Genomic DNA, 13,737 nt, shown 5'->3' with positions numbered 1-13,737 from the left:
ATGCAAACAAGTGTTTTCATTTTGCTCTTCCCATTCTAAGTCAAAACGTCCCTTTTCGTAAAGACGATAAAAGAAATAATGACGGAAACGGCTGCCCAGACCGCCAACACGGCCAACGAAAAGCCCAGCGTCATGCCTTCGATCGGCGCCGGATTGCCGGCCAGGTACTCCGTCAGCCCGAGATTGACCATAAACAAATATTTGGCGCTTGTCCAGGAAGACGCCATGTTGACCAGAATCGAACCCGAGATAAGCGCGGCCATCATGACGACGATGCTCGCGGCCGTGCTGCGCACAAGGACGGACACCATGAACGCCAGCAGCGCCACGACGGTGCCGACGAACCAGACGAGCCCGGCCTGCATAAGCAGGTACTGCCACTGGGGCGTCGCCTGCACGTAGCTGAGATCGACGTCGGAGCCGTTCAGCACGAACCCGGTGAAGATCGGAATGGTCCAGCCCGAGTAGCCGAAAAATAACCCCGCGATCGCGTAACAGATCACGTAGGCGCTCACGACGATCAGCGAGACGAACATGAGCAGCGCGGTAAGTTTGCTCAGCAGCACTTTCCATCTTCGGATCGGACGCGTCAGCAGCATCTTGATCGTGCCGCCGGTCCGCTCGGACGAGACGAGGTCCGACGCGATCGTCATAATCATGAGCGGAAGAAACAGCGAAGCGGAATTGTTAATGAATTCGCGCGTGAACGTAACGCCGCCCGGTTCGTTCGGATTGACGTCGTTGTCGAGGTAATACTGCATCTGCTGAATATAGATCTGCCGGTACACTTTCCATTCCTGCGGCACCCGGTCGCTGCTCAGGGAATTCTGGTTGTCGATAATGGCCTGCTGCACTTCGAGGCGCCAGTCGCTGCCGTAGCTCTCCTGCCGTTCGAGCGACTGCCGCATCTGCGCGTAGCTGAAAATCGGCACCATCACGGCAAGGATCAGCAGAACAATGTAGAAACGCTTCTTTTTGACTATTTTGACGACTTCGTTCTGTACCATGGCCCAAAACCGTTTCACTCGATGCCTTCCCCCTCCGTCGTTTGCAGGAAAAAGCGTTCCAGCGTCGGAGCGACGCGGTGAACGCCTCTTACGGCGATTCCTTCGCGCACCATGCGTTCGAGCACCCCGGTCACGCGTTCTTCCGGCGTCTCCGTTACGATGCTGCGTTCGTTCAGCAGCGCGGCGGCCGTGTCGTCGAGCCCGGCCGCCGCGGCGTCGTCAAGGACCGCGATATCGGCATATTCGCCGAGCAGCTCAAGCGCCCGGCTTCTCGGCTCCGCGTCCCAGATAATCAATCCGCGGCCCGTGCCGATCAGTTCTTCGACCGAGCCGACCGCAAGCTCGCGGCCGCCGCCGATAATGGCGACCCGGTCGCACAGCAGTTGAATCTCGCTGAGCAGGTGGCTCGATACGAACACCGCCAGTCCGCCGGCCGCGAGTTCGCGGATGAAGGCGCGCATTTCCTTGATGCCTTTCGGATCGAGGCCGTTGGTCGGCTCGTCCAGAATGAGCAGCTTCGGCCGGGCGAGCAGCGCCTGCGCGATGCCGAGGCGCTGCCGCATGCCGAGCGAGTACGTGCGCACTTTCTCATGGATTCGGCCGCCCAGATGAACGAGTTCCGTCACTTCGCGAATGCGGTCTTCGCCGACGCCGTCCTGCATGCGCGCGAAATGCATCAGGTTCTCCCAGCCGGTCAAAAACGGGTACATCTCCGGATTTTCCACGATCGAACCTACGTATTTCAGCGCTTCTTCGGGCTGCCTGCGCATATCGAAGCCGCATATTTCCACGCTGCCGGAAGTCGGCTTGATCAGTCCGACCAGCATGCGGATCGTTGTCGTCTTGCCCGCGCCGTTCGGACCGAGAAACCCGAAGATTTCGCCTGCCCGCACGTCGAAGCTGATGCTGTGGATAATCGTCCTGCGTCCGATGCGCTTGTTCAGATCGCGGACATGCAGCACGGAACCGCCTGGTGACTGTTGCATTCGTCATCGTCCTCTCCCTACTTCATATCGGCCCGGATTCGCGCGGCATGACTGTTTGCACACCCGATTCCCGATTTATTCCCCGTTTTATTGCAGTCCCTGCACGACGCGCTCGGCGATCCGCTCGTATCCGAACGCATTCGGATGAAAATGGTCGAACGACAAATAAGCCGCCGGATTGCGTTGGAACAAGTCGAACGTCGGCGTCAGCAGCATATTGTCTCCCTCCAGCATCCGCTCGGACACCGCCGCGTTCCATTTCGTCACGCCGGCGTCTCCGGCTTCGCGCAGCGACGGAATATCGCCGAACGGATTGTACAGCCCCATATACACGATGCGTGCGGAAGGATTGATCTCGCGCAGCTTGCCGAGCGCTTCGCCCAGCCGCTTCTCGGTGCCCGGCAGCGCCTGCTCCAGCGCCGCGGCGCTCGGAGAGCCGGTACCGGTCTGCAGCGCGGCTCCGCCCTGGAACAGGTCGTTCGCCCCGATCGAGAGCAGGATCACGTTCGCTTCCTTCAATACGTACCGGACACCCGGCTTGTCCAGTTCCTCCAGCAGTTCGCCGGTCGTCATGCCGTTGATACCCAGATTGTTCAAGAACCGGACTTCCCGGTCGCTTTCGTTATCGAGCAGCGCCGCCGTACGGCGCGCGAATCCTTGCCCGGTCGCATCTCCCGTCCCTTTCGCGAGCGAATCGCCGATCGCGGCGATACGGTAAGCGCCGTCTTCTTCCGCCGGCTCGCGCTGCGCAAGCGGCGCCTCGGCGTTGGCCTCCGCCTGCGCCGAGGCGGGATTCGCCTGCGGGAAGATAAGTTCCCGCGCCCCGTAGCCGAAGCCGAACACCAGCAGCAGCGTAGCCGCGGCCGACAGCGTGGCCGTCGTCCGCCAGATCCATTTCCACGAATTCATGCCGTTCCTCCCTGCCTGATCGGCGAATCAAGGCTTCGCCGGATCTTCTTTAATTTTAACATACGGGTTTGCTTCGCGCTTTGCAAACGAAGTTCGACGCCGATTTAACTTTTTTTCAAAAAAAGCTTGCCAGATCTATTCAGCCTGTGATAAGATATTTCTTGTCGCCAGCAAGAGATGCAGTCACTTAACGGGGCGGCCGTTACCGTAAATATGGGACATTAGCTCAATTGGTAGAGCATTCGACTCTTAATCGACAGGTTGTAGGTTCAAGTCCTACATGTCCCATTCTCTCATATAACGAAGAGACCCGACCTCTGCAGAGGTTGGGTCTCTTTTTGCATGGTTTCCCCCGGAAAGGCTCAGCCGATAAACAGCTGAACCCAGTGTCCGTTATAGTAGCCGACCCCGATCGACGTAAAGTTCGGATTCAAAATGTTGCTGCGGTGGCCGGCGCTTTTCATCCAGCTCTGCATGACCGCTTCCGGCGAACGCTGTCCCAGCGCGATGTTCTCCCCCGCCGCCCGGTACGAGACCTGCTTCAACTTCAGCAGGTTGAACGGCGAGCCGTACGTCGGCGACGTATGGTCGAAATAGCCCCTGTTCGACATGTCCGCCGCTTTCACGCGCGAAGCGCCTGCCGTTCTGGCATCGACGACGAGCGGTTTGAGTCCCGCTTTGCGACGTTCCAGATTGACCAGATAGACGACTTTGGTCGTAAACTGCGACTTGTCGGTCGTCGTCTTGGCATAGGCCGACTGGTAAAAGCTTTGGGCATGGGCCTGCTCGGCCGGCACGGCGGCGAACCATCCGCCGCAGGCCAGCACGGCGCTCAGGGCGAGCGTTTTCCACCGTTTGGCTTGACGCTTCGAACCCTGCTTCGGATGCGGCTTGGCACCCGCTTCGTACGGACGTTCGTTTTTTGCTTGTGTATGCACTAAAGTTGTTCCTCCTATCGAATAAAAGGCTCCGCTCGAAAGAGCCGGAACCGAAGGGGATGGCTTTATTGGATGTTTGTGTTTGTCTGGAGCGACTTGATAAACTTGCAGCCGTATTTCTCGAAGCCGGCACGCGCGTAGAATTCGTGCGCGCCGAGGCGTTCTTCCCGGTTGATGCCCGTCAGGAACAGCAGCTTGCTGCCGCTTTCGACCGCCCACGCTTCCGCCTGTTCGACGAGCTGACGCCCGATGCCGCAGCCGCGGCAGTCTTCGTCGACGACAAGACCGGCGATTTGCGCCATTTGAGGTTCTTTCCCGCGGGCGGGAATGAGGCGCAGCGCGATCATGCCGACCGTTTTGCCGTGGCGTTCCGCCAGATAAGTTCGGTAATTCGGATTGTTCTCGCGGCTCTCCAACTGCTCCCGCATGACGCTCGGCGTCGTAGGGTAGGACAGTTTGCGCATAAGCTCCGTCAGAACGGCAGCGTCGCCGCATGAAGCCGTGCGAAGATCCGCTGTTTTTTCAAGTACGTTAGTTGTCATCCGAATACTCCTCTTTTAGCAGACCGGCCGCTTCGCGAGCGCGGTTCCGCGCAGTCTCCACATCTTCCGCCGCGCTGAGCGCGACGGCCATTCTGCGTCCCGGTTTTGAATCCGGCTTGCCGAATACCCGAACCTGGGTACGCGGAACGCTCAATGCTTCCGTCAGACCTCCGACTTTGAAACGTTCGCTTGCCCGGCTCGCTTTGAGCGTGGCCGAGGCGCCGGGCGTGAGCAGCCGGACTTCCGTGACCGGAAGCCCGAGAATCGCCCGGACGTGCAGCGCGAATTCCGACAAATCCTGCGTGGCCATCGTAACCATGCCCGTATCGTGCGGACGGGGCGACACTTCGCTGAATACGACGCCGTCCTTCGTCAGGAACAGCTCGACGCCGAACAGCCCGTATCCGCCCAGCTCGTCCGTAATGACCGTGGCGATACGCTTCGCTTCTTCAAGCCTGGCGGCGTCCATCGGATGCGGCTGCCACGATTCCACGTAGTCGCCGTCCTGCTGGATATGCCCGATCGGCGGACAAAACGTCGTTCCGGACACGCTTCGCACCGTCAGCAGCGTAATCTCGCTCTCGAACGGCACGAACGCTTCCACGATGACGCGGGTGCTGTTCTTGGCGCGCGCGCCTTCCAGCGCGAACTGCCAGCACGTCTCCGCGTCTTCGGGCGTGCGGAGCACGCTCTGCCCTTTGCCCGACGAACTCATCAGCGGCTTGATGACGCACGGCGCGCCGAGTTCCGACACGGCCCGCTTCAGCTCTTCGAGCGTGTCCGCGAAACGGTACGCCGCCGTCGGCAGACCAAGCGTCTCCGCGGCCAGCCGGCGAATGCCTTCGCGGTCCATCGTCAGCCTCGCGGCCGTAGCCGTCGGGATGACCCGAAATCCTTCGCTTTCCAACTGCTGCAGCATGGTCGTCGCGATCGCTTCGATCTCCGGCACGATCAGATCCGGACGCTCGCGCAGGATCAGCTCCCGCAGCGCCTGCGCGTCCAGCATATCGATCACGTGGCTGCGATGCGCGACCTGCATGGCCGGCGCGCCCGCGTAGCGGTCGACCGCTATACATTCCACGCCGAGCCGCTGCGCTTCAATCACGACTTCTTTGCCCAGTTCACCGCTGCCGAGAAGCATCATTTTCTTCGCGTCCGCGGATAATGGAGCCCCCCACATCGTTGACCAACTCCTACGCCTTTTTGTGTTGTCCTTTTCTATTTTGTGTGCTGGGCGTCTGAATTGCAACCCCGACCACTCAAATTTTTATGAAAAAAAGGCGAAAACCTGCGAAAATTGTCGCAGGTTTTCTTTTTTTCGAATGGAGTTACTGGAAATGTTCTGGATCGGTCGTCCGGTTACAAAAAGCGGAATTGGGCTTCGACGAGACCGCCGTAAATGCCGCCGTGCTTGACCAGTTCCGCGTGCGTGCCCTGCTCCTTGATCTCGCCGTGGTCGAGCACGATGATCTTGTCGGCATGGCGGATCGTCGAGAGGCGGTGCGCCACGATAAACGAAGTCCGTCCCTGCAGCAGCACTTTGAGCGCTTCCTGGATCTTCAGCTCGGTCTCGGTGTCGATACTCGCCGTCGCTTCGTCCAGAATCAGAATGCGCGGGTCCGCCAGCAGCGCCCGGGCGAACGAGAGCAGCTGCCGCTGCCCCATCGAGAGCGCGCTGCCGCGTTCTTCGACTTCGGTATCATATCCGCCCGGCAGCGCCATAATGAAATCGTGCGCCTTGACGGCCCGGGTCACTTCCTCGATCTCTTCGTCGGTCGCGTCGAGCCGGCCGAACCGGATATTTTCGCGGATCGTGCCGGAGAAAATGAATGTGTCCTGCAGCACGATGCCGATCTGCGCGCGCAGGCTCTCCAGCTTGACGTCGCGCACGTCGATCCCGTCGATCTTGACCGTGCCTTCGGTGACGTCGTAGAAGCGGCTGAGCAGGTTGATGATCGTCGACTTGCCGGACCCGGTATGGCCGACGAGCGCGATCGACTGCCCCGCTTGCGCCTCGATATCGATCCCCTTGAGCGCCTGGCGGCCCGGTTCGTATTCGAAAATGACTTTTTCCAGCTTGACGCTGCCGTTGATCTTGGGCAGCGCCTGCGCGCCCGGCTTGTCGTCGACACTCGGCTTCTCGTCGAGGAACTCGAAGATCCGTTCGGACGAAGCCATGGCGACGAGCAGCTGGTTGTACATCTGGCCGAGCCGGTTGATCGGGTCCCAGAAGTTGCCGACGTAGTTGGCGAACGTCACGAGCAGGCCGACCGTCACTTCGCCCTGCTGGATCAGGTACGTGCCGTACCCGAACAGGATCATCGAACCGACGCCGCCCGTAATTTCGATCATCGGGCCGAACGCCTGGTTCATCGTCGAAGCGCGGTTCCACGATTTGCGGCTGTCCGCGTTCATGCCGCTGAAAAATTTCATGTTTTCTTTTTCCTGCGTATACGCCTGGGTGACCCGAATGCCCTGGATCGCTTCGTTCAAGTGCGAATTGATCCGGGAGTTTTTGAGCCGCACGTCCTGCCAGGCCATACGGATCTTCTGGCGCAGCTTGGTGGAGATGAAGAACATGATCGGCACGGTAATCATGACCGCGAGGCCGAGTTTCCAGTTGATCAGCAGCAGGATGACCATGATGCCGGCCAGCTGCACGCAGTCGATCATCGCGTTGACCGCGCCGTTCGTGAACAGGTCCTGCAGCGAGTTGACGTCGTTCGTCACCCGGACCAGCACGGAACCGGCCGGACGTTTATCGAAGAAGTTGAACGACAGCTTCTGGATATGCGTGAACAGCGACGAACGGATATCGTAGATGACGCGCTGCCCGATGATATTCGTGTACTTGATCCGGAACACGTTGGCGATCCACTGCACGATATACAGGGCGAGTACGGTGCCCGTCACGATGTAGAGCAGCGTCAGGTCGCTGTTCTTGATCGCTCCGTCGATCGCGAGCACGCCGGTCAGGTAAGGAACCGCCAGCTTGGTGACGGTGCCGAGAATCGTCATGAGGAGAATAAGCGGCAGCATCTGCCTGGCGTAGGGGCGCATATACGAAAAGAGGCGGGCAAACTGTTTCCAGTTGAACGCTTTGTCGATATCGTCGTCGTCCTTGTACACGAAGCGGCTGCGGTTCGGATCTTCCTGCGCTTTTTTGCCCAATTTGGGATTGAATTTCTCGCTATGCGTGCTCACAGGTTGGCCTCCCCTTCCGCCGGCGCCGTCGTCTGGGCGATATGGTCCGCGTATTGAATCGTGTACACTTCCTGGTAAGGGCCGGGCTGGTCGATCAGCTGCTCATGCCGGCCTCTTTGCACGATGCGCCCTTCGCTGAGGACGAGAATCTCGTCCGCATGGCGCAGCGAAGAGATCCGGTGCGCGATGATGAACGTGGTGCGCCCTTTCATGACTTCCTTGAAGCCGGCCTGGATCTCGTGCTCGGTCTCCATGTCGACGGCGCTCGTCGCGTCGTCGAGAATCAGAATCTTCGGATTTTTGAGCAGGGCGCGCGCGATGGCGATCCGCTGCTTCTGGCCGCCGGACAAGCCCATGCCCCGTTCGCCGACGACCGTATCGTAGCCTTCCTTCATTTCCATAATGAAGTCGTGCGCTTTGGCCAGCTTGGCCGCGCGAACGATGTCTTCCATCGGCACGTCGCCGATCCCGTAACCGATATTGCCCTTGATCGTCGAGGAGAACAGGAACGTCTCCTGGAACACGGTCGAGATCTGCCCCCGCAGGTCTTCGATCCGCAGGTCGCGGACGTCGATGCCGTCCAGCTTGACGGAACCTTCCGTCACGTCGTAAGCGCGCATCAGCAGTTGAATGATCGTCGATTTGCCGGCGCCCGTTCCGCCGAGCAGGCCGATCACTTTGCCCGGAGGCGCGTCGAGATTGATATCGTGCACGGCGTGCAGCTTGTTGCCGTAGGCGAAGCCGACCTTTTCGAACGTGACATGCCCGCGAACGGCGTCGCTATCGAGCGAAACGGCGTCTTCCTTATCGCGCACGTCGAACGGCCGATCCAGAATTTCCAGCACGCGTTCGCCGGAAGCTTCGGACTGCGTGTAGTTGTTAATATGGAAGCCGAGCCCCCACATCGGTCCGATGATATACCAGATCAGGCTGAAGAAGGCGACCAGTTCGCCGACCGTCAGCGTGCCGCGCACGACCATCGTGCCGCCCACACCGAGCAGCAGCACCGCGCAGCCGGAAGCGAGCAGTTCCATGACCGGGAAGTAGCGGCTCCACAGCCCGGAAGCGTGCAGCTGGTTGTCTTTGTAGCGGTCGTTGCGCACCGCGAACTTGTTCACTTCGTGCGGTTCGCGCGCGAACGCTTTGACCGTGCGCACGCCGGTCACGTTCTCCTGCACCGCCGTCGTCAAGGAGCCGAGCGCAAGGCGCATTTCCTGAAAAGCCGGATGGATCCGCGATTCGAAGCGCAGCGCGACGAAGACGAGCGGCGGGATGGTGATCAGCGTCCACAGCGTCAGCTGCCAGTTGATCGAGAGCATCATGGCCGCGCCGAAGCCGACCATCAGGAACAGGTTGAGGATTTGGGCGAAGCCGAAGCCGATAAAGAGGCGAATCGCTTCGAGATCGCCGGTGAGGCGGGACATCAGATCGCCTGTGCGCGCCGTGTCGTAGTAGCGGAACGACAGAAACTGCAGCTTCTCGTAGCACGCGTCGCGCAGCCGGTAAGCCAGAAAGTTACCAAGTCGCGCGCCGAAGAAGCCATGCATGAACTGCATGATCGCTTTGAGCGTCACGACGCCGACCACGGCCAGCGCAAGCTGGGGAACCCCTTCGAAATTGCGGGGCGTAATCACGTCATCAATCAGGATTTGAAGCAGTTTGGGGTAGACCAACCCCAGAGCAGTGGCGATTGCCAGAAAAAGAATCGAGACGAACATATACGCCTTCTTCTCCCAGTAATAGTCCTGCAGTCGCCTGAGAACGTTCATGTCTTTCCTCCTCGTTTGTCGGGGTTCCGATTGAAGCGGCCGGGACCCCATTCCGTATAAAGATACATATGTTTGGCATAATGCAGTTTATCACCCTGCTTTTATCCCGGCAAAGCGAGTAAAAAAGCATATTTTGCCAATGAAACGGCTCAGCATTCGGCTGGCGTTGTCAGCGTATTCATTTAATTCAAATAGTCTCGCATTCTCGATTATTCGGCTTCTTTGGCGAATTTCGGCGATTAAGCCGAAAAAAATTCGAAAACGCTTTAAGTATTTCCGCGAAAACCTGTTTTCCGATAGCCAAAAAGCCCCCGGTCGCGTCCTGTTCGAGGCCGAACGGGACGCCGAACGCGGCAGGCCAAAGCTTTATTTTTATGCACGGGATCAAAAAAACGCTGTCGGCCGCCCCTTTTTCGCCGCAAACGAAAAGCCGCGGGAACATCCCGCGGCTTTTTCCGTACGCTGCTCTGACTCAATTCCTGCCGACGTAACGGAAATAGGCGAAGTCCGCATAACTTCCGTGCAGCCTTTCCATATCGTGTACGCCGATGCCGACGAAGCTGCCGGTGAATCCGCCGGACAGAAATCCGATGGAATACGAACCTCCAATATTGCGCCATTCGCCGTCCGGATCGGTCCGGTACCGGAACGCGGCCCGTACGCCGTCGACTTCGACCGCGAGCCCGATTGCACCGTCCGCCGCGATCGGAATCGGGGGTTCCAGCTCGAAGTGATCTTCTTCGGCGCGCATGATCGACAAGACGCGTCCCTGCTCCTCGTCATGGCTGACAAAAGCGTACAGATAGCGCGACTCGCACAAATACATCATCAGCCCCGCCATCTGCAAAAAAGATTCCGGCCGGTACTCAAGCTCCGTCTCGGCGCGAAAAGCAATATCGGTCTGCCGGACGGCGAGCAGATGATGCCGGAACAAACTTTGCGGCGATTCGCCCGCCGTCAGGCGCAGATGACCCGGCCGGGCGTCCAGCGAACACCAGGCGCCGCCCGGCATCAGGCGCGGACTGTTCCAGTTCGATTGCAGCGCCGGGCCGTCGAATTCGTCCGCGAACACATGCGCGGCGCGCGCACGCGTCGGCGGCAGCATCGGCGGAGTGCTTGCGGCCGTGTCGGACGCTGAGCCGCGAGACGGTCCGTTTCCGGCCGGAGCGGCCGCGCCGCGCAGCTGCGCCGCGTATTCCGCCGGCAGTTCGAAGCGCAGCTGCGGCGTATGTCCGCCGTCCTTGAGCCGCAGCCAGCCGTCCGCGTCCCAGACGACGCGCTGCAGCGCCGTCTCGCGTCCCAAAATCGCGTAGCCTCCTTCGATCGGCCGGGTGCACAGATGGGCGATGACCCAGTCTCCGCCGGGCGTGCTCACGAGGCTGGCATGGCCGGCGCATTGAAGCGGCCAATCCTGCCGATCGCTCGAAGTCAGCATCGGATTGCGGGGATCGACTTCGTACGGGCCGTACAGCTGCCGCGACCGGGCCACGGTCACCGAATGGCCCGTGCCGGTGCCGCCTTCGGCCGTGACGAGGTAATACCAGTCGCCGCGCCGGTACAGATGCGGCGCTTCGGTCTTGCGCAGTTCCGTGCCGGCGAAGATGCGGACGGGACGCCCGACCGCCCGGCGAAGCCCGGGATCGTACGGCTGGATCGTGATGCCGACCGATTTGTTGCTCTCCGCGATCCGGTGATCCCACAGCACGTTCAGCAGCCATTTGGTTCCGTCTTCGTCATGGAACAGCGACGGATCGAAGCCGATCCCGTTCAGATAGGCCGGCTCGGACCACGGCCCGTCGATCGAAGGCGACGTGATGACGTAATTGCGGACGTCCTTGAACGGGCGGCGCGTGCTTTTGACATCGGTGTAGATCAGGTAGAACAGACCGTCGGCGTAGCTGAGCTGCGGCGCCCAGATGCCGCAGTTATGCGGATTGCCGGCAAGGTCCACCTGCCGGTCCGTCAGCACGTCGGTCCGGTGGACCCAATGCGCCAGATCGTCCGACGCATAAATGCGGATGCCCGGCAGCCACTCGAACGAAGACACGGCCGCGTAATACGTCCCGCCCACGCGGATCATGCAGGGATCGGGATTGAACCCTTGAAGGACCGGGTTATCGATGAACACCTGATCGGAGTTGTCGCCGGGGCTGCCGGTCGAATTATCGGCGGCCGCCTTGTCGGAATCGGCGTCGATGATCCCACGCGTGTTATCGGCAGCCGCCTGATCGGAGCTGCCGTCGACGATCCCGAGCGGACTGCTCCCGGCGCTCCCGGCGTCCTGCCTCCGCGCAGGCGGAGTTTGTGGTTCGTGTGCGCTCATAACTGATCTCTCCTTTCCGTTTTGAACGCGGTCGGCCGATCACCCCGAATGTTCGGATATGCCGCCGGCCCGCGATCCGCTTCCCAGAATCGGTCGTCCGCGAACATCGTCTCTTTGCTCCAATCCGCTGCTTCGTACGCGCCGTCCGCTCCGCTCACCGTCCACGAAGCCCGCTCCCCGGCAGCCGGCGGCGGCTGCGTCCCGTATTCCCGGTAATCCGCCGTCCGCCTGCGCTCCGGCCGGCCCCAGTCGTGCCAGCCCGCCGGATGGATATGCGTGCCCATCCGGCAGCCCGCGAACACCGTTCGCGCATGTTCGCGCCACGGCCGGCCGAGATAGACCGAACCGGCCGGCACGCCGGGTTCGGCGGTCAGGACGCAGTCCGCGAACAGATAGCCGGCGCTCCGGCTTTCCGGCGTCGAAGCCGCCGTCACGTATCCGCCGCGTTCGCCGCCGAACGCGCCGTCAGACGCGCTGCCGGACGGGCCGCCGGATACGCCGCCCGCCCGCGCAAGGCTGCGCAGTTCGCAGCGTTCGAAACAGGCTTCGGCGCCGCCGAAAATATAATCGACCGTGCCTTCGATCCGGCAGTTCACGTACAGCTGCCGATACCGCGCATGACGCTCGCGGATCGGAACGCCTCCGAACGACTTCCGCTCCTGGGGCGCAGGCGGGAGCGGGCCGGTGAACAGCGTATCCTGATGCCCCCTGAACGTGCAGCAGCGGAAGACCGCCCGGTCGCAGTGCGCCGTCAGCGCGATTGCCTGCCCGACCTGTTCGCCCGGGCCGGCCGTATTGGACACGGTCATATTCTCCAGCCGCAGCCCGCTTCCGCCGAGAAACAGCGTCGGCGTCGCGAACGTGCCGATCTCTTCCCCATCGTCACCCCGCTCGCGGGCATGCCGATCCATGACAATTTCGACGTGCCCGATCCCGACGATCGACAGCTCCGAGCGATAGACGACGACCTGCTCCCGGTAGACGCCCGGCAGCACGTAAATCGCGGCCGGTGCTCCGGAATGGTCCCGCTCCGACGCATCGACCGCATCCTGAATCGTCGCGTATTCGCACAGAGGCTCGCGCCCGACCCACAGCTCCATTGGCTTCTCCTTCCTCTTCACAGATGCTCCCGCAAAAAGTCCAGCCACGTCTCGCGCATGTCCGCCGTCTCCGCGTGTCCGCCGCTTGCGGCGACGGAGCGCCAAGCTGCGGGACGTCCGGCTTCGGCATAGACCGCGCGCAGCCCTTGGTCCAGCCGCCGCACGCCTTCGGGCGGGCAGAGCCGATCGTGCCGGCCGGTCAGGCTGATCCGCGGACGCGGCGCGATCCGCCGCTGGATGTCGAGCGTCTCGAACGATTTGAGCAGCCCGGGGACATACGAATAGAGACCGTGATGGTCCAGACCGCGCCGCTCGATCAGCGCTCGGGCTTCGACCTGTCCGCACAGGTCGACGGTGACGCCGATCCGCTTGTCGAGCGCGGCCGACCACCAGGCCATCAGCCCGCCCATCGACAAGCCCGCCGTCGCGGTCCGCGCGGCGTCGATATCCGGCCGCCCGCACAAATAATCGAGAAATTTGAGATTGTCATGCAGCATCATGCCCCACAGCACTTGTCCGTTCCAGAGCATCTCCTTGAACGTCTCGCTCTCCGATCGGCCGCTGCGCTCCCCGAAATTCCACATATCGATACAGCCGACGGCATAGCCGAGGCCAGTCAGCGCCTGCGCGACCGATTGCGGCTGCAGGTAGGCGCTGCTGCGCACAAGTTCGCGCTTGCCCTGTTCGTACAACCCGCCGTGCGAATGGTTGAACAGCACGAGCGGGTACGGCCCCTGCCCTGCTGCCGGCAGCGCGACGTAAGCCGGCACTTCTTCGAAGCCGTTCAGTTCGAGCATCCACGACTCCAGTCTATAGCCGTCGCTTTCGCCGCGCCGGACCAGCCGGGCGCGGACCGGGCGGTCTTCCGGCAGGTCGCCGAGACAGTCCCACAGCGGATCGTTCCGCATCGTTTATCCCTCCTCTGTTTCGGGCTTACTGCTCCCGGTGTGTCGCTGCCG

General features: G+C 61.2%; 11 protein-coding genes and 1 tRNA gene. 1 reads left to right on the top strand and 11 read right to left on the bottom strand.

Annotated features, from left to right (window positions below; all coding sequences use genetic code 11):
* Positions 1–35 precede the first annotated feature (35 nt).
* From FTE24_RS11190 to FTE24_RS11180, 3 genes are all read right to left on the bottom strand, one after another.
* Positions 36–1,007 carry an ABC transporter permease gene (locus FTE24_RS11190; protein ID WP_150230682.1) on the bottom strand — a complete coding sequence of 324 codons (972 nt, stop codon included), beginning with the start codon at positions 1,005–1,007 and terminating at the stop codon, positions 36–38.
* Between the two features lie 14 nt (positions 1,008–1,021).
* A complete protein-coding gene (locus FTE24_RS11185) occupies positions 1,022–1,993 on the bottom strand; it encodes an ABC transporter ATP-binding protein (protein ID WP_150229588.1) in 972 nt (323 codons plus the stop codon).
* 87 nt (positions 1,994–2,080) lie between these two features.
* A complete protein-coding gene (locus tag FTE24_RS11180) occupies positions 2,081–2,902 on the bottom strand; it encodes a GDSL-type esterase/lipase family protein (RefSeq protein ID WP_150229590.1) in 822 nt (273 codons plus the stop codon).
* Between the two features lie 215 nt (positions 2,903–3,117).
* On the opposite strand from FTE24_RS11180, the gene FTE24_RS11175 reads away from it, so the two are divergent.
* A tRNA-Lys gene (locus FTE24_RS11175) sits at positions 3,118–3,190 on the top strand.
* A 74-nt stretch (positions 3,191–3,264) separates the two neighbouring features.
* Here the strand turns inward: FTE24_RS11175 and FTE24_RS23570 are convergent.
* The 8 genes from FTE24_RS23570 to FTE24_RS11135 all read right to left on the bottom strand — a co-directional run bounded on the left by FTE24_RS23570 (position 3,265) and on the right by FTE24_RS11135 (position 13,686).
* A complete protein-coding gene (locus tag FTE24_RS23570) occupies positions 3,265–3,840 on the bottom strand; it encodes a CAP domain-containing protein (RefSeq protein WP_150229592.1) in 576 nt (191 codons plus the stop codon).
* 65 nt (positions 3,841–3,905) lie between these two features.
* Positions 3,906–4,382 (bottom strand): GNAT family N-acetyltransferase, encoded by a 477-nt coding sequence (locus tag FTE24_RS11165; RefSeq protein ID WP_150229594.1) that lies wholly within the window; start codon positions 4,380–4,382, stop codon positions 3,906–3,908.
* A complete protein-coding gene (gene purT / locus FTE24_RS11160; RefSeq protein WP_150229596.1) occupies positions 4,372–5,562 on the bottom strand; it encodes a formate-dependent phosphoribosylglycinamide formyltransferase in 1,191 nt (396 codons plus the stop codon). Before purT ends, FTE24_RS11165 begins: the two co-directional genes overlap by 11 nt.
* Before the next feature lie 179 nt (positions 5,563–5,741).
* Positions 5,742–7,586 carry an ABC transporter ATP-binding protein gene (locus tag FTE24_RS11155; RefSeq protein ID WP_150229598.1) on the bottom strand — a complete coding sequence of 615 codons (1,845 nt, stop codon included), beginning with the start codon at positions 7,584–7,586 and terminating at the stop codon, positions 5,742–5,744.
* Entirely contained in the window at positions 7,583–9,355 is a 1,773-nt protein-coding gene (locus FTE24_RS11150) for an ABC transporter ATP-binding protein (RefSeq protein ID WP_150229600.1), read from the bottom strand. Before FTE24_RS11150 ends, FTE24_RS11155 begins: the two co-directional genes overlap by 4 nt.
* 472 nt (positions 9,356–9,827) lie before the next feature.
* Positions 9,828–11,483: a family 43 glycosylhydrolase gene (locus FTE24_RS11145; protein ID WP_150230685.1), complete on the bottom strand. Its 1,656-nt coding sequence runs from the start codon at positions 11,481–11,483 to the stop codon at positions 9,828–9,830.
* Positions 11,484–11,674: 191 nt separating this feature from the next.
* Positions 11,675–12,772: a pectinesterase family protein gene (locus FTE24_RS11140; protein ID WP_150230687.1), complete on the bottom strand. Its 1,098-nt coding sequence runs from the start codon at positions 12,770–12,772 to the stop codon at positions 11,675–11,677.
* A 23-nt stretch (positions 12,773–12,795) separates the two neighbouring features.
* Positions 12,796–13,686, bottom strand: coding sequence for a dienelactone hydrolase family protein (locus tag FTE24_RS11135; RefSeq protein WP_150229602.1), 891 nt, complete (start codon positions 13,684–13,686; stop codon positions 12,796–12,798).
* Positions 13,687–13,737 lie beyond the last annotated feature (51 nt).

Origin of the sequence: Saccharibacillus sp. WB 17, from assembly GCF_008634075.2 — a bacterium.
Lineage (GTDB): Bacteria > Bacillota > Bacilli > Paenibacillales > Paenibacillaceae > Saccharibacillus > Saccharibacillus brassicae.
The sequence above is the reverse complement of the archived record's forward strand: the minus strand, read 5'-3'. Positions and strand labels throughout refer to the sequence as shown.

Bases quoted from the DNA above. Each gene is read 5' to 3' on its own strand.
- FTE24_RS11190 (WP_150230682.1), bottom strand. From the start codon at position 1,007: ATGGTACAGAACGAAGTCGTCAAAATAGTCAAAAAGAAGCGTTTCTAC.
- FTE24_RS11185 (WP_150229588.1), bottom strand. From the start codon at position 1,993: ATGCAACAGTCACCAGGCGGTTCCGTGCTGCATGTCCGCGATCTGAAC.
- FTE24_RS11180 (WP_150229590.1), bottom strand. From the start codon at position 2,902: ATGAATTCGTGGAAATGGATCTGGCGGACGACGGCCACGCTGTCGGCC.
- FTE24_RS11165 (WP_150229594.1), bottom strand. From the start codon at position 4,382: ATGACAACTAACGTACTTGAAAAAACAGCGGATCTTCGCACGGCTTCA.
- purT (WP_150229596.1), bottom strand. From the start codon at position 5,562: ATGTGGGGGGCTCCATTATCCGCGGACGCGAAGAAAATGATGCTTCTC.
- FTE24_RS11150 (WP_150229600.1), bottom strand. From the start codon at position 9,355: ATGAACGTTCTCAGGCGACTGCAGGACTATTACTGGGAGAAGAAGGCG.
- FTE24_RS11135 (WP_150229602.1), bottom strand. From the start codon at position 13,686: ATGCGGAACGATCCGCTGTGGGACTGTCTCGGCGACCTGCCGGAAGAC.